17 protein-coding genes and 1 tRNA gene are annotated in these 15072 nt (G+C 58.5%); 10 read left to right on the forward strand and 8 right to left on the reverse strand.

Going from position 1 to position 15072, the window contains the following annotated elements:
- The first annotated feature begins 15 nt into the window (after positions 1-15).
- Positions 16-660: an exopolysaccharide biosynthesis protein gene (locus tag O9X91_RS14265; protein WP_077982481.1), complete on the forward strand. Its 645-nt coding sequence runs from the start codon at positions 16-18 to the stop codon at positions 658-660.
- A 3-nt stretch (positions 661-663) separates the two neighbouring features.
- On the opposite strand, the gene O9X91_RS14270 is transcribed toward O9X91_RS14265, so the two are convergent.
- The gene (locus tag O9X91_RS14270) at positions 664-942 is read right to left on the reverse strand and encodes a hypothetical protein (RefSeq protein ID WP_142912575.1); all 279 of its coding nucleotides are present in this window, start codon (positions 940-942) and stop codon (positions 664-666) included.
- A gap of 176 nt (positions 943-1118) precedes the next feature.
- Between O9X91_RS14270 and O9X91_RS14275 the strand changes: the two genes are divergently transcribed.
- Positions 1119-1193: transfer RNA gene (locus tag O9X91_RS14275), tRNA-Asn, on the forward strand.
- A gap of 85 nt (positions 1194-1278) precedes the next feature.
- Here the strand turns inward: O9X91_RS14275 and O9X91_RS14280 are convergent.
- Positions 1279-1638, reverse strand: a complete 360-nt coding sequence (locus O9X91_RS14280) for a DUF2934 domain-containing protein (RefSeq protein WP_142912574.1) — start codon at positions 1636-1638, stop codon at positions 1279-1281.
- A gap of 167 nt (positions 1639-1805) precedes the next feature.
- Between O9X91_RS14280 and O9X91_RS14285 the strand changes: the two genes are divergently transcribed.
- Positions 1806-2045, forward strand: coding sequence for a hypothetical protein (locus tag O9X91_RS14285; RefSeq protein WP_142912643.1), 240 nt, complete (start codon positions 1806-1808; stop codon positions 2043-2045).
- Between the two features lie 57 nt (positions 2046-2102).
- On the opposite strand, the gene O9X91_RS14290 is transcribed toward O9X91_RS14285, so the two are convergent.
- The 3 genes from O9X91_RS14290 to O9X91_RS14300 form a co-directional block, all read right to left on the reverse strand.
- The gene (locus O9X91_RS14290; RefSeq protein WP_077982484.1) at positions 2103-2546 is read right to left on the reverse strand and encodes a TIGR02594 family protein; all 444 of its coding nucleotides are present in this window, start codon (positions 2544-2546) and stop codon (positions 2103-2105) included.
- A gap of 113 nt (positions 2547-2659) precedes the next feature.
- Positions 2660-3217, reverse strand: coding sequence for a methylated-DNA--[protein]-cysteine S-methyltransferase (locus O9X91_RS14295; RefSeq protein ID WP_142912573.1), 558 nt, complete (start codon positions 3215-3217; stop codon positions 2660-2662).
- A 136-nt stretch (positions 3218-3353) separates the two neighbouring features.
- The gene (locus O9X91_RS14300; RefSeq protein ID WP_162520436.1) at positions 3354-3623 is read right to left on the reverse strand and encodes a DUF982 domain-containing protein; all 270 of its coding nucleotides are present in this window, start codon (positions 3621-3623) and stop codon (positions 3354-3356) included.
- Between the two features lie 189 nt (positions 3624-3812).
- Here O9X91_RS14300 and O9X91_RS14305 point away from each other — a divergent pair, with 189 nt between their 5' ends.
- From O9X91_RS14305 to sseA, 4 genes are all read left to right on the forward strand, one after another.
- Positions 3813-5252, forward strand: coding sequence for a cryptochrome/photolyase family protein (locus O9X91_RS14305; RefSeq protein ID WP_269833223.1), 1440 nt, complete (start codon positions 3813-3815; stop codon positions 5250-5252).
- 122 nt (positions 5253-5374) lie between these two features.
- The gene (locus O9X91_RS14310; protein WP_191217783.1) at positions 5375-6412 is read left to right on the forward strand and encodes a cysteine synthase A; all 1038 of its coding nucleotides are present in this window, start codon (positions 5375-5377) and stop codon (positions 6410-6412) included.
- A gap of 12 nt (positions 6413-6424) precedes the next feature.
- Positions 6425-7162 carry an alanyl-tRNA editing protein gene (locus tag O9X91_RS14315; RefSeq protein WP_269824234.1) on the forward strand — a complete coding sequence of 246 codons (738 nt, stop codon included), beginning with the start codon at positions 6425-6427 and terminating at the stop codon, positions 7160-7162.
- A 16-nt stretch (positions 7163-7178) separates the two neighbouring features.
- Positions 7179-8600 (forward strand): 3-mercaptopyruvate sulfurtransferase, encoded by a 1422-nt coding sequence (gene sseA / locus O9X91_RS14320; protein ID WP_269833222.1) that lies wholly within the window; start codon positions 7179-7181, stop codon positions 8598-8600.
- A 302-nt stretch (positions 8601-8902) separates the two neighbouring features.
- Here sseA and O9X91_RS14325 read toward each other — a convergent pair whose 3' ends face one another.
- Positions 8903-9784, reverse strand: a complete 882-nt coding sequence (locus tag O9X91_RS14325) for a DUF4344 domain-containing metallopeptidase (RefSeq protein WP_173988698.1) — start codon at positions 9782-9784, stop codon at positions 8903-8905.
- Positions 9785-9948: 164 nt separating this feature from the next.
- Here O9X91_RS14325 and O9X91_RS14330 point away from each other — a divergent pair, with 164 nt between their 5' ends.
- From O9X91_RS14330 to O9X91_RS14340, 3 genes are all read left to right on the forward strand, one after another.
- Complete coding sequence (locus O9X91_RS14330) at positions 9949-10416, forward strand: DUF1203 domain-containing protein (protein WP_077982490.1); 468 nt, start codon at positions 9949-9951, stop codon at positions 10414-10416.
- A gap of 97 nt (positions 10417-10513) precedes the next feature.
- A complete protein-coding gene (locus O9X91_RS14335) occupies positions 10514-10849 on the forward strand; it encodes a PilZ domain-containing protein (protein WP_077982961.1) in 336 nt (111 codons plus the stop codon).
- A 207-nt stretch (positions 10850-11056) separates the two neighbouring features.
- On the forward strand, positions 11057-13045 hold the full coding sequence (locus O9X91_RS14340; RefSeq protein ID WP_269833221.1) for a bifunctional 2',3'-cyclic-nucleotide 2'-phosphodiesterase/3'-nucleotidase: 1989 nt from the start codon (positions 11057-11059) through the stop codon (positions 13043-13045).
- Positions 13046-13216: 171 nt separating this feature from the next.
- On the opposite strand, the gene O9X91_RS14345 is transcribed toward O9X91_RS14340, so the two are convergent.
- Positions 13217-13759 carry a DUF2087 domain-containing protein gene (locus O9X91_RS14345; protein WP_142912566.1) on the reverse strand — a complete coding sequence of 181 codons (543 nt, stop codon included), beginning with the start codon at positions 13757-13759 and terminating at the stop codon, positions 13217-13219.
- Positions 13760-14000: 241 nt separating this feature from the next.
- Positions 14001-14969, reverse strand: coding sequence for a LysR family transcriptional regulator (locus tag O9X91_RS14350; RefSeq protein WP_142912565.1), 969 nt, complete (start codon positions 14967-14969; stop codon positions 14001-14003).
- Positions 14970-15072: the final 103 nt, after the last annotated feature.

Consider the following 15072-nt stretch of genomic DNA (forward strand, 5'->3'; position numbering starts at 1 on the left):
CTTCCGGGACGACGCATGACGAACGAATTCGCATTCACTGATACGTCTGAAAAGCTCAGCACGACGCTTGAGAAGCTGATAGGAAAATTGCAGGGCCAGACGATTACGTTGCGCGAGTTGATGGAAGCGATCGGCGAACAGGGCCTGTTGCTCATCTGCGCTATCGCTTCCCTGCCCTTTCTCATTCCGGTTTCCATTCCCGGCGTCAGCACCGTCTTTGGCGCGGCGATCATCCTTGTCAGCCTGGCAATTACCCTCAACCGCCTGCCATGGCTGCCGGCGAAAATCCTTGACCGGAAGATGGAGACGGCAAAGCTCGTCCCGGCACTTCAAAAAGGTATCGCCATTGTCTCCAAGCTCGATGCTTTCATCCGCCCGCGCATTCCCGCGCTGACGACGGGCATCATCGCCAACCGGATCAACGGACTTGCGCTGATGACGGCGGGCGTATTGCTGATGATGCCGCTTGGCTTCATTCCTTTCTCCAACACCCTTCCAGGCGTTGCGATCCTGCTTTTTTCGGCCGGGATGATTCAGCGGGATGGCGTCACCGTGCTTGGCGGCTATCTTTTCCTGGGACTGACATCGATTTATTTCGCCGCGCTCGCCTATGCGGCGTTGTGGGCCGGCCAAGGCATCAGCAGCTCCATCGGCGCATAAGACCTAGTGCCGACCGTTATTGCGAGTGTCGCGGCGGTTGTGTCGCGACGCCCACCACACCGCCATCCGTCGCCGCCGGCGGCGAACCGCAGGGAGATCGTGCGAAAGCACAATGAGCCCAAGCGGTATCATCCAGAATCCGAGAACGGGCAGGAACCCCAGCGTTCCGCCCACCACCAGCGCCGAGCCCGTCGCAATCCTGCCAACGCGGGAACGCGGCATGGCAAGGCTCCATTTTCCGACATGGAGGCGCTGTGTTCTGTGGTCGATTCCGAATTTCATTCCATCCTGCCCTTTAACATCTGGCCTGTGGATATTTTTTTCATCGGCGATAAGCCCGGAAAATCGGGACTCTGACGAGATAAAACAAGAGGAATGCGTTTTTTTTGAAAAAACCGCTTGGCAAATCGGAAAAGCATTTGTATTACCCCGCTCACACCGCGCCAAGCGGTGGACGTTCCCTGGTAGCTCAGCGGTAGAGCATTCGACTGTTAATCGACAGGTCGCCGGTTCGAATCCGGCCCGGGGAGCCATTTTCTCTCAAAACATATAATGTAGAGCGTAAAATGGCTTTCCGCCCGGCCGGATAGACGCATCGCGCTTTTATACCTGAAGGCTTCAGGCTTTTTTCGGTGCGCGTTTGGTGGCCCGGGTTGTCGCGGTAAGCGCTGGCGGATCGCTCGCAGGGAAACTTTCTTCAAGGCTTTCGGTCAAATCATCGTCCTTGTCCATCTGAGATGCCGTCTGCTCTTTCTGAAGCGACTTTACAGCCGGTGACTTCGTTTTCTTTGCCGGCGTTTTAGCGGCGGGGGATTTTTTTGCGCCGCTTTTGCTGGCAGATTTCGCCTTGCCGGCATTGTTGGAGACTTCCTGCTCCGCTTCCATCCAGTGCCGTTCGTGATGACCCTCCGGCCTTCCCTCTTTCTCCCATATTGCGCGGGCTCTTTCCCGGATTTCGGCTTCGCGATCATGGTCCATAACGGCCTCCCTCTTTTCGTGGCACCGGCTTTATTTTGCCCATGGAAAACCCGAAAAAGCTAGAATTTGTTCCGCCTTCGAAAGCCGTAGATACGGATTTCGCGATCATCGAAGGAACCGCCCCGGCGGCCGATCGTTTGCTCCACGATAACAACAGGAGAATTCCGATGACCGGCGCCAGGCATAAAAGTCCCGAACCTCTCGATATTCGACAAAAAGACGTGGCGGATTTTGAAACCGACAGCGATCTGAAGTCTAAAGAAAGTGAAATCTATCCGGATGAATCGATCAGCCTTCGCGCGCGCAGGCAGGCGGCGCGGCAGCATGAGGATGCCTTTATCGTGGCGACCGACCTGGAAGACGACGATCAGCGAGACGCGGCACCAGGCACAAGAGAGCAGCCTTAGACCTGAAAAAGGAAAAGGCGGGTCAAAGCCCGCCTTTATCAAAAAATGCAAGGAGATTTATCGGCGGACCGAAACGATGGCCTTGCGATTGAAGTTCGACACCTGCACCCGGCCGGACTGGTTACCGCCGAGGATCTTGGCCGTCTTGCCGCTCATGCTTTTCAATATTCCGGCATGGTAACCACGGCCGTTGCGAATGACAACGACATCGCCCGGCTTGGCCTGACTGACAGGCACGGCATAGCCGAAGGATCTCCAGGACTTCGCAAACCCATAGGATTTTGGAGATTTCCGCCCGACCTTGCTGGCGACGGCATGCAGGAAAAGGCCGCACCAAGGGGTACTACGTGGATTTGCGCCAAGAATGTTCTTGAGGCTCTTGTTATTTTTGGACTCATGCAGCCCGGTGTATTTTTCTGCCTGGTTCAGCATGCCGGCGGAGGCCGATGCAACGACTGTAAAAGACAAGGCAACCGATAGAATTAACGCGGATACTTTCAAACGTTTCGCCCTTATGTTAGAGGGCGCCCGTGTATTGTGACAATTTAGCGACAATTTGACGAGAAATGGGCAGAAATCAGACGCCTATTCATGCGCGCTCATCTGTCATTGCTTCAAAACAGGCTGCCCTGCGCCTCATCGGCCCGGCTGCGGCCGGCATTTTCGAGATCCAGCATACGCAATTTGGTGGTGGTTCCACCCGGCGCAGAGAAGCCGCCAAGCCTGCCGCCGGCGGCAAGCACCCGGTGACAGGGAATGATCAGCGGCACCGGATTTTTCGCCATGGCCTGACCGACATCGCGGGCCTTTTCCATACCAAGACCAAGCGTCTTTACGATGCCGCCATAGGTCGTCGTGTTGCCCCAGCCGATCTGCCGCGCGACGGCGTAAACATCGAGGAAAAAACGATCCTGCCCGGCGAGATCGAGTTCGACTGTGGTAAAGTCGATTTCCTCGCCGCCAAAATAACGGGTGATCATTGCAACCACCTCACGCGTGCGTGTTTCCGGAACAGCGAGAGAGGCGGACGGCAGGCGCTTCAGGAGAAGCTTTTCTGTCTCGCCGGCATCAGGGCTGGGCAATTGCAGACGCGCGATACCATGCCCCGCCCATGCCAGGCCGCAATGGCCGAGGGCCGTGGGAAAAACAATATAACCGTGGTGGTTGCTCATCGCCGTCACTCATTCGCCTTTTCGTATGCACGATGCCATATCCCACATTCGAAACAACCCCGTTCCCACCCTCTCAACACACAAGGCCACCCGTTTTTGGCGGGTGGCCTTTTACACGTCAGTTCCGAAAATCCGTTCAGGATGCGATTTTGTCCGGCTCTTCCACCAGGCACTGCGCCTGCCGACTGGCGGCGACGAAGGCCGTGCGGGCGATTTCTCCCGCTACGTCGCCCATCAGCGAGGCGCGGCACAGGCGCAGCGCCTGTTCATGCACCTTGTCGCCCCGTTTGGGCCATTCATGCTGGAGAAAATCGAAAGCGTCGTAAACGCCGTTGAAAATCCGGGGAGCGCCGTTTTCAAGGGAGATGGTAACGGGCTTTTCCCACTTAACGTCATTCAGCAACATTGATTGCACTTCCATGCTCTATTAACCCGCGACAAACGCCGGCTCCTCCAGTTGGTTCCCTTTATCAGCGGTTTCAAGGGCGAAAAAATAACCCCCTAGAAACCGTGCGCCCCCATCTTTTCATTGTAGCCGATTTGCGGAACAAAGCGGTTCAACACTCGTTCAAGCGGAAGTGAACCGGGACCCTTCATGTCAACAACAGTCTCCCCCGCAATCGTCTGGTTCCGCAAGGACTTGCGCCTTTCGGACAATCTCGCCTTGCTTGCCGCCGTGGAGCGCGGGGGGCCGGTCATCCCCGTCTATATCAGGGAAGAATCATGTGGCCCGCTGGGCGGCGCACAGGAATGGTGGCTTCATCATTCGCTCGCCTCGCTTTCCGCCGCACTGGAAAAAACCGGCAGCCGTCTTCTGCTTTTAAGCGGCGAGGCCGAAAAGACGTTGCGCGCGCTAATATCCGAAACAGGCGCCGACGCGATATTCTGGAACCGCCGATATGATCCGGCCGGCATGGCCACGGACAAGGCGCTCAAACAGAAGCTACGCGACGACGGGCTGACGGTCCGCAGCTTTTCCGGGCATCTCCTGCACGAGCCATCACGGCTGCAGACGAAATCCGGCGGGCCTTACCGGGTCTATACGCCCTTCTGGCGGGCGCTGGAGGGCGGCGAAGAGCCACACGCGCCGGCGGATGCGCCAAAGAGCCTGAAGGCGCCCCAGGTCTGGCCGAAGTCCGAAAAACTCGCCGACTGGAAGCTGCTGCCCACCACGCCGGACTGGGCAAAGGATTTCAGTGACATCTGGACGCCCGGCGAAAACGGTGCGCAGGAAAAACTCGATGATTTCATCGATGGTGCCCTGAAAGGTTATGAAGAAGGCCGGGATTTTCCGGCAAAACCCGCGACGTCGCTGCTTTCACCGCATCTTGCCACGGGCGAAATATCGCCGGCGGCCGTCTGGCACGCCACGAAAGGGCTTTCGCGGCATATCGCCTCCGATGATATCAGCCGTTTCCGCAAGGAAATCGTCTGGCGGGAATTCTGCTACCACCTGCTGTTCCATTTCCCGGAACTGGACGAAAAGAACTGGAACGACGGTTTCGACGCCTTTCCCTGGCGGGATGATGAGACGTCCTTCACGGCCTGGACGCGCGGCATGACGGGTTACCCGATTGTCGATGCCGGCATGCGACAATTGTGGCAACACGGCATCATGCACAACCGGGTGCGCATGATCGTGGCGTCCTTCCTCATCAAACATCTGCTGATCGACTGGCGCAAAGGCGAGAAATGGTTTCGCGATACGCTTGTCGATGCCGACCCGGCGTCCAATGCCGCCAACTGGCAATGGGTGGCGGGCTCGGGGGCGGATGCCTCGCCGTTCTTCCGCATCTTCAACCCCATATTGCAGGGAGAGAAATTCGACGGCGATGGAGATTATGTACGCCGCTTCGTGCCTGAGCTTGAAAAACTCGAGCGCAAATACATCCACAAGCCGTTCGAAGCGCCGAAAGATGTACTGAAAAAGGCGGGCATCGAACTCGGGAAGACCTATCCGCTGCCGATCGTCGACCACGCAAAGGCGCGCGAAAGAGCGCTTGCCGCCTATGCCGCAGTGAAGAAGGCCACATAAAACTGGGTATCGGCAAAATTTTGCGTGGCTAAGCCAAAGCCGGGAAGATAATTTCTTGCCTTGAAGCGGTTGTAACGGGACATAACGGCACCTAATTTCCGCTCAGACAAGAAGGCTCGATCATGACCATTCATCCCTCTGCGCTCAGTGCTATCGGCAACACGCCGCTCATCCGTCTGAAGGCTGCTTCTGAAGCGACGGGGTGCGAAATCCTCGGCAAGGCGGAATTCCTCAATCCCGGCCAGTCGGTGAAGGATCGCGCCGCGCTCTACATCATCCGCGACGCCGAACGGCGCGGACAGTTGCGCCCAGGCGGCACCATCGTGGAAGGGACGGCCGGCAATACCGGCATCGGCCTGTCGCTGGTCGCCAATGCGCTTGGCTACAAGACCGTCATCGTCATTCCCGAGACGCAGAGTCAGGAAAAGAAGGACGCACTAAAACTTCTCGGCGCAAAGCTGGTCGAAGTGCCTGCGGCTCCCTATTCCAACCCCAACAATTACGTGAAGGTCTCCGGCCGGCTGGCAAAACAGCTCGCCGCCACCGATGAGAATGGCGCGATCTGGGCCAATCAGTTCGACAATATCGCCAACCGTCAGGCGCATATCGAGACGACGGCCCCGGAAATCTGGGACCAGACAGACGGCAAGGTGGATGGCTTCATCTGCGCAGTCGGCTCGGGTGGGACGCTTGCGGGCGTGGCCGATGGCCTGCGCGATTTCAATCCCGACATCAAGATCGGCCTTGCCGACCCTGAAGGTGCCGCCCTCTACGAATTCTACAAGCACGGCGTCCTGAAATCCGAGGGTTCTTCCATCACGGAAGGGATCGGCCAGGGCCGCATCACCGCCAATCTGGAAGGTTTCGCCCCGGACTTTTCCTATCGAATTGCAGACGCGGAAGCCTTGCCCATTCTCTTTGATCTGGTCACGAAAGAAGGCCTTTGCCTCGGCGGTTCTTCGGGCATCAACATTGCCGGTGCAATCCGCCTTGCCCGCGAGCTCGGTCCGGGGCATACAATCGTGACGATACTTTGCGACTACGGCAATCGTTATCAGTCGAAGCTCTTCAATCCGGATTTCCTGCGCTCAAAGGGGCTTCCCGTGCCGCAGTGGCTGGCGACCAAGAGCGAGATTCCGGTTCCCTACGAAACCGTTTAAGGAAATGCCGAAATGCCTGTGAATGCCCTGTTCCGTGACGATTTTTATCTTTCCACCGCAGAAGCGATCGTCACGGCGGTGCATGAGGATGGCGGCATAGAGCTAGACCAGACCTGCTTTTACGCCACCTCCGGCGGCCAGCCGGGCGATAGCGGCTTTCTCGAGCGGGCCGATGGGTCGCGCATCGAACTCGGCATCACCAGAAACGGTGCCGACAAGAGCGTGATCGTCCATGTGCCGCTCGAAGGCCAACCTTCACCCAAGGTCGGCGAAAAACTGACGCTGCATGTGGACTGGCCGCGTCGTTACAAGCTGATGCGCATGCACACCGCCTGCCACCTGCTCTCCGTCGTCTGCCAATGGCCGATCACCGGTGCGGCGGTCGGCGAGGATGAATCGCGTGTCGACTTCGACATGTCGGAGACCATCGACAAGGACGAGGTGACCGCAAAGCTGATGGAGCTGGTGAAAGCCAACCACCCCGTCTTCCTGCAATGGATCACCGACGAGGAGCTTGCCGCCAATCCGGGCATCGTCAAATCCAAGAATGTGCGCCCGCCAATGGGTCTTGGCCGGGTCAGCCTCGTCTGCATCGGCGAAAATTCCAGCATCGACAGCCAGCCCTGCGGCGGCACCCATGTTTCCGAAACGCAGGAAGTGGGCGATATTCACATTGCCAAGATAGAAAAGAAGGGCAAGGAGAACAGGCGGTTCCGCATTCGTTTCGGCGCGCCTGAAGCTGCTGCCTGAAATCAGGAGAGACATCGTGAGCACGGATAAGAGCCGTTTCGTCGTTTCGGCGGACTGGGTGGAAAAACAACTCGGCACGACCGGGTTTCGTCTCGTTGATGCCTCATGGTATCTGCCGGCGCACAAACGCAACGGTGCGGAAGAATTCGCAGCCGGCCATCTGCCCGGTGCGGTCTTTTTCGATCAGGACAAGATCGCCGATCATACCACCGGCCTGCCGCACTCCCTGCCCTCGCCGGAATTCTTTGCGGAACAGGCCGGTTCGCTCGGGCTCAGCGACACCGATACGATCGTGGTTTATGACGGTCCCGGCTTCTTTTCCGCGCCGCGTGTGTGGTGGATGCTGCGGGTGATGGGCGTGCGCAAAGCCTATGTGCTGGATGGCGGCCTCGACGGCTGGAAACGCGAAGGGCGGCCGCTCGAAACCGGCACGCCGGAAATCGAGCCGGCGACCTTTACGCCTGACTTCAACGAAAAGCGCGTGACGTCGCTGGGCGCCATGCGCGGCATCGTCGACAGCGGTGAAAAACAGATTGCCGACGCTCGCGGCGCCGGACGCTTTACCGGCGACGAGGCCGAGCCGCGTGCCGGCATGCGCTCCGGCCACATGCCCGGCGCGCGCAGCCTGCCCGCAACGGCCTTTTCCGAAAACGGCCACTTGAAGGATTTGACCGCCATCCGCAAGATGGTGACCGATGCCGGTATCGATCTTTCGAAGCCCGTCGTCACCAGTTGCGGCTCGGGCGTCACCGCCGCTGTCATCACCCTAGCCCTGGAATCGCTCGGCCATAAGGATAATTCGCTTTATGACGGCTCATGGTCGGAATGGGGCGGATTGCAGGATACGCCGGTGGTTACCGGTCCGGCGGATGCAATCCCCACATTGTCGCACGGGCCGCTGAAGGCGCATGTGACGCAGCTCGAAATGACGGCGCCGCCGAAGGTCAGCCTGCCGATCCCCGTGAACATCCAGACGGCGCTGATGCGGGTCAACAATATTCCCCTGCATTTCTACCGCTATCTTTACTGGCGGGTGGGAAAACGCTGGCACTGGCAAAAGCGCATGCGCATGAGCGACGCCGAGCTTTCCGCCATCCTGCGCGATCCGAAAAACAGTGTCACGGTTCTTTATATGAATGGTGCGCCCGCCGGTTTCTTCGAACTGAACAGGGCGAGCGACGAGGTGACCGAGCTTTCCTATTTCGGTCTACTGGAAGAGGCGATCGGCGCGGGCGTCGGCAAATGGTTCCTTCTGCAAGCGCTTTACGCCGCCTGGCAGGACAATCCGCAGCGGGTGACGGTGACCACGAATACGCTCGACCATCCGCGCGCATTGCAGCTTTACCAGATGATGGGTTTTTCGCCCGTCGGCACCTATGAGGCCTGGGTGGAGCCGCTTGCCGATACCGAGCTTTTGGAGATATCGCTGCGCAATTGAGTAGCGCCATTGAGAGCAACGCGTGCCATTCTCCGATAAGGAGTGTCTGTTCCCCGCTCCCTCATCCCTGTGCTCGTCACAGGAGTCCAGCCAGCCCAAGTCCTTGGGCTGAAAAAGACTCTCTCGCCGCGCAGACGCCGTCAGCTAGATTGCCGTGACAAGCAACAGGAATGAGGGGGTGAGGGAAATGTCAGCGCAGGAACCGCTGCGCAATGTTGGTGGGGATACTTTTTACGGCTCAGCAGCACGGCACTTTCCTCCCATATCAGGAAGCCAGATCGCCAGCGGCCGGCAATCTGCCTTCAGATTTCCCGTTCCAGATTAACGGCTGCCGTCGGTATTTTCCCGCCTACAGCACCTTTGTCTTCCGTGACGGTGTTCTGCAGATGATCGGCAATCAGTTCCGCCTGGAACTTGCCGAGTTCATAACAATAGGTGATCTCGCGCTTTTCCGCCGACCAAAAGACGTCGGGACGGCCGCAGGATTTGGCCGTCAGCTTGACGTCCCCTTTCAGGCCATAGCTGCTAAAACTGCGGCTGATGAGATCGAGAACTTTGGATTCCTTGATCATGATGGCGTATGGTTCAAGTTCCGGGTCGCGCGGCGGCATGTAGCTGATGGAGAATCTGGAAGGCGCCTGGCTGCGGTGGGGCGCGAGAAAATTCTCCCACGCCGACGCAACGCCCGGATAGGCGGCGGCGCATTTGTCGAATTCGGCATTGTTGAGCCCCATCATGGCGGCCAGATCGCCATAACCGTCCTTGTCGCGGCCAACCATCAGGCAGGCCATGTTGCGATCACGGCTCCTGTCTGGCACCAGCACAGAGAAGACCGGGGCTTCATGCTCAGGCAGGGTCTGCGCCTCACGCGCCAGATACCAGCTATCCGTGGCATTGACGAGCGCGGTGTCGAGCCACTCCTCGTTGGCCTGGAGGATAAGCGTTCCTGCGAGTTGATCCGCCGGGGCCTGGGAACTTGCCGTCTGCGCCGTTCCGAAATCCGAGATCAGCATGCGCGCGCCCTCGTGATAAAGCGAGAAGATCGCATTGCCGATGACGAAATTGACCGCCTGCTGAAGCTGTTCGTCGGACAGGCCATCGAGGCCAGACGCCATCTGGGCCTGAGCGGGAACCGTCAAGGAAACGAAAGCCAGTGGAACGACGGCCAGAAAACGACGGAACATAAAATCAGACCTTCCGGGAACGAGGAGCGTCACTGATTCCCGAAGCTAACGAGTCACGCAATGGGCCGGTTGCATCGCCCGTCAAGAATCGGGTGGATAGCGATCCGTTTCGGGACCATAGCTGCAAAGAAGCAACGCCAATCCCAACACAGGAGGTTCCCGACATGACCGATCTCGTTTTCACCGCAATGCCGGCTAAGGAAGCCGAAGCTTACCGGGCAGGAGCCGCCGACGCTTATGGCAATGCACCGGAGAACGCCGTTTCTCCTGGAGGTATGCCATGCCGCCACTGCCTTCGCCAGATCGGTGAAGGCGACGCGATGCTGATCCTCGCCTACCGGCCCTTTCCCTCGCTGCAGCCCTATGCGGAAACGGGGCCGGTGTTTCTGCATGCCGACGCCTGTGAGCGCTACCCGCAGACGCAGACCATTCCGCCGATGCTGGACAGCCCGGATTACATCGTGCGCGGTTATGGGGCCGATGACCGCATCGTCTACGGCACCGGCGCGGTGACGGCGACAAACGAAATCGTGTCACGCGCGCAGCAACTTCTGGAACGTTCGGATGTCGCTTATGTCCACGTGCGCTCCGCCCGCAACAATTGCTATCAGTGCCGTATCGACACAGCATAATCGGTAATTACATGCAATTTTAAGAGAAGAACTAAACGGCTCTCAAGTTTTCCGCGCCATGATGCAGGTATCGGAAACAATTCATTTGAGCAGCAAAATGACAAACAACCTCAATATGGCGACCCGGACCGCGCCCCGCAGCAAAACCAGGATTTTTGCGACCGTGCATTATTTCAGCCAGTCGACCAGAGGGCGTGTTGTCGATCTTTCCGCCACCGGAATGGCGCTCGAACTGGACGGGCCTTTCGCGGCTGCCAAGGGCAGCCGGGTCAAGGTGCAGAGTGAAGATCTGGGCTTCATCGAGGGCGTTGTGCAGTGGCAGCACATGAACCGCCTTGGCCTGCAGCTCAAGCTTTCCACCAATACGCTGGCGCAGCTATCCTCCTATTTTCGCTTCTTCCACGAAGAAGTGAGACCAACCCTCGCGCGCTGATCCAGAGCACGGCAATGCGCAGAGCGAAGAATGCGCATTCTCCAGTGCGGCGACACCTGCGCCGCACTGCCGTGATAAAAAATTTATCAAACGGTTGAAAACCGGCCCATCTGTCACGGCCCTGTCATTTTGGTGATGGACTCCTCTGCGATTGCTTCTACCCTGTCATTTTTCAAGACAGAGCAAGCTTCATCCGAAGGAGTTCCCATGTCGTCGCTTCTCGCTCTCCACCCCATTACCCGGCGTTCGCTGCTGGGCGGCATCGCAGCCTCCTCGGCGCTGGTGATGCTGCACCCTTTTGCTGCGCGTGCGGCGACCAACCAGGCGCATCTGCGCATCATGGAAACGACCGATATCCATGTTCACGTCTTTCCCTATGATTATTACGCCGATAAGCCGAACGACACGATGGGGCTTTCGCGCACCGCCTCGATCATCGACAAGATCCGCGCCGAGGCCGGCAATTCGATGCTGGTGGATAATGGCGACTTCCTGCAGGGCAATCCGCTCGGCGACTATATCGCCTATGAGCGCGGCATGAAAGCCGGCGACAAGCACCCCGTGATCAACGCCATGAACGTGCTGGGGTATGATTGCGGCACGCTCGGCAACCACGAATTCAATTACGGTCTCGACTATATGTCGAACACGCTGGCGGGCGCCGGTTTCCCTTATGTCTGCGCCAATCTCACCAAGGGCCAGCTTGCTTCCGATCCGAAAAACGACGAGCTGTTCTTCAAGCCCTATGTTATCCTGGAAAAGCAGATACGCGACGGCGGCGGCGTGACGAGCCCGGTCAAGGTCGGCATCATCGGCTTTGTGCCGCCGCAGATCATGATGTGGGATTCCAAGAACCTCGAGGGCAAGGCCCAGACGCGCGACATCGTCGAGGCGGCAAAAGCCTGGGTGCCCGTGATGAAGGAAGAAGGCGCCGATATCATCATCGCCCTTTCCCATTCCGGCATCGATGGCAAGGGCCAGAGCGACCGCATGGAAAACGCCTCGCTCTATCTGGCGGGCGTGGAAGGCATCGACGCCATCTTCACCGGCCACCAGCATCTTGTTTTCCCCGGTCCGAAGACCTGGGACGGTATCGAGGGTGCGGATGCGGTGAAGGGCACGCTGATGGGCAAACCGGCCGTGATGGCTGGTTTCTGGGGTTCGCATATGGGCCTGATCGACCTGCTGCTCGAAAAGGACGGCAAGAGCTGGAAGATCGTCGACTTCACCTCCGAAGCCCGGCCGATCTATCATCGTGACGACAGCCGCAAGGTCGTTGCCGACTACACCGACAAGCCAGAGGTTCTCGCCGCCGCCAAGGCCGATCACGAGGCGGCCCTCGCCTATGTGCGCCGTCCCGTCGGCAAGACGTCCGCACCGCTCTACTCCTATTTCGCGCTGGTGGCCGACGATCCGTCCGTGCAGATCGTTTCCAACGCCCAGACCTGGTATATCAAGGACATGCTGAAGGAAGGGCAATACAAGGATCTGCCCGTGCTTTCGGCAGCAGCGCCCTTCAAGTCTGGCGGTCGCGGCGGCGCGGATTATTATACCGATGTCCCCGCCGGTGACATTGCCATCAAGAACGTCGCCGATCTCTATCTCTATCCCAACACGGTGCAGGCGGTGCTGATCAACGGCGCGCAGGTGAAGAACTGGCTGGAAATGTCGGCCGGCATGTTCAATACGGTCGAGGCCGGCGCAAAGGATGCACCGCTGCTGAACGCCGACTTCCCGTCCTATAATTTCGATGTCATCGATGGCGTCACCTATCAGATCGACATTTCCAAACCGGCGAAATTCGACAAGGACGGCAAGGCGGTCAACCCGGAGAGCAACCGCATCGTCAACCTGCAATTTGAAGGCAAGCCCATCGATCCCGAGCAGAAATTCGTGGTGGCCACCAATAATTACCGTGCGAGCGGCGGTGGCAAATTCCCCGATATCGCCGGTGACAAGGTGATTTTCGTGGCCCCCGACACCAACCGCGACGTGATCGTGCGCTACATCATCGATCAAGGCACCATCAATCCGTCCGCAGACGCCAACTGGTCTTTCGCACCGGTGGCCGATACCACGGCGATCTTCGAGACCGGCCCCAAGGGCCGCCACTATGCAACCGATATCAAGGGCGCAAAAATCGAGGATGCCGGCGATGGCGCGGAAGGTTTCGCGAAGTTCCGTCTGGTTCTTTGAGGGCTGCGGCCTTTCGGCTGTTGGCGGCAGGGTGAAGCTCTGCCGTCATCCTTGGGCTTGTCCCAAGGATCTAACCACGTCAACAAATCAATCCGTAGCAGATCCTCGGGACAAGCCCGAGGATGACGCCGAGTTTGATGGAAACTATCGGCAATACCGAGGGCTATCCCCTCAATCGCGCCCACCGAGCGTTCGCAGCAGAAGCGGCAGTTCCAATGGCGGCTTCTGCTCTACACGCCGATAATCGCTACCATCGCGGTTGCGGCGGATGAGCCTCAGGCCGACCATGTCGCGCCTCAGCATGGCTGCATCCCCGAACAGGTGCAGGCTATCCAGAAAGCTGTTGAATTCGCGCTCTGAAAAGCTCTGCCCGGCGGGAATTTTCGCCCACAGATACCAGAGGCACAGTTCCTGATGCGAGCGGCGGGCCGGCCATTGCATCATCCGGCCGGCAGCGTCGAAGACACGAACTGTCTTCAGCACCCTGCCCTCATTGGCGGCCGAAAGCATCTCAGGGCGGGATTGCCCACTTTCAGCGGATGGGTTTCTTGACGCGCGCAGATGCTGGAAATTTCGGAACCCGGCAGCGCGGCTCAGCAGATTGAGCATCTCCACATGGCTTGGCTTTCGGTCCAGCCTGCCGATCTGTTCACGGACGGATTTGGCGAAAGTCGACAGGTCAGCGATATCGATGGAAAGGATCGAACGTGGCATGACTTACCCTCATGTGCCATTCCGAAAAGGTGTCGCTGATCGCCGGCTTCCGACATGGCACAGGATAAGTGCTGTCAAACTTTAAAAATGCAGGTTTAGCTTCCCTTACGGGACGGCGATGCCTCGGTGAACTGCTGACCGTAATTTAGGTATAGGCAGGCGATCCACCCACGTCAATTGGCCTTGCTGGCATAGCGGCACCTTCTCAGCCTAAAGGTAATTGTCGCAACTTCAACCAATGTCACTCAGCGGCGACAGCAATTGTCCTCTGCTTTTGGGCAGCAAGCATCCCGTTGAAATCCTTATGCTTCGGGCAGGCCGAAAGGCGCTGCTGAAATGCTTCGGTGAGCCATTGGCCGGCGGGGCCGGCGGGTGAATCGACACGCCGCAGCGCAAAGAGCGGATATTCGCCCTGCTCATAGGCCTCGAGTTCAAGCGCTTTGAGGCCGCCATTGGCCAGGTCGTTCCGCACGATCGATGCGGGCAGGCCGCCCCAGCCCAGACCGCCCTTAATGAGCTGGTATTTCGTGGCGATGTCGCTGACCCGCCATGTCTTGTAGGACAGCACGTTGAAATCCCGCCCCTTGGTGAGGCCCGATGCATCGGTGACGACAAGCTGAACTTCCTCGCGCACGTCAGCGAGAACCAGAGGCCGCTCGATCTGCGCCAGCGGGTGGTCTGACGCAACCACCGGCAACATGAAGGAATGGCCAACCTTTTCCATCACGAGTTCATCGTCCTGGCGCAATACCGCCCCTCCGATGCCGATGCCGGCCTTGCGGGAAAGCACCATCTCCATGACCATGCCCAGCTCTCCGACATTGAGGCTGAAGGTGACGGTGGGGAACTGCTGGCGAAAATCCCGCAGCACGGCCACGACAGCCTCGGCCGGCACCATGGTGCTGATGGCAACCGAAAGTTCCGCCTCAAGCCCCTGCTTCAGCCCCTTGGCGCGGGCGCGCATCTCCTGCAGGCCGGCGACAATACGCCTTGCATCCTCCAGCATGGCGCGACCTTCATCCGTCAGCTTCGGCTGGCGCACGCCGCTGCGCTCGAACAGTGTCACTTCAAGCTGCGCCTCAAGGTTGGCGATGGTGTAGCTGATCACCGACTGCGCACGATTGAGCGCCCGTGACGCGGCGGAAAAACTGCCGGTCTCGGCCACCGTCAAAAACACCTGCAATTGATCGAGTGTCGGGTTCGCGTCCATGTACCATCCATTTCATCGATAGATTGCTTCCACATTATCACAGTTTTCTTGATGGCAACAATTTTCCATATAGGGGCAAAGGAAGGGCATTGTGCTCTCCCGC

Source organism: Agrobacterium salinitolerans (assembly GCF_027498475.1).
GTDB classification, from domain to species: domain Bacteria; phylum Pseudomonadota; class Alphaproteobacteria; order Rhizobiales; family Rhizobiaceae; genus Agrobacterium; species Agrobacterium salinitolerans.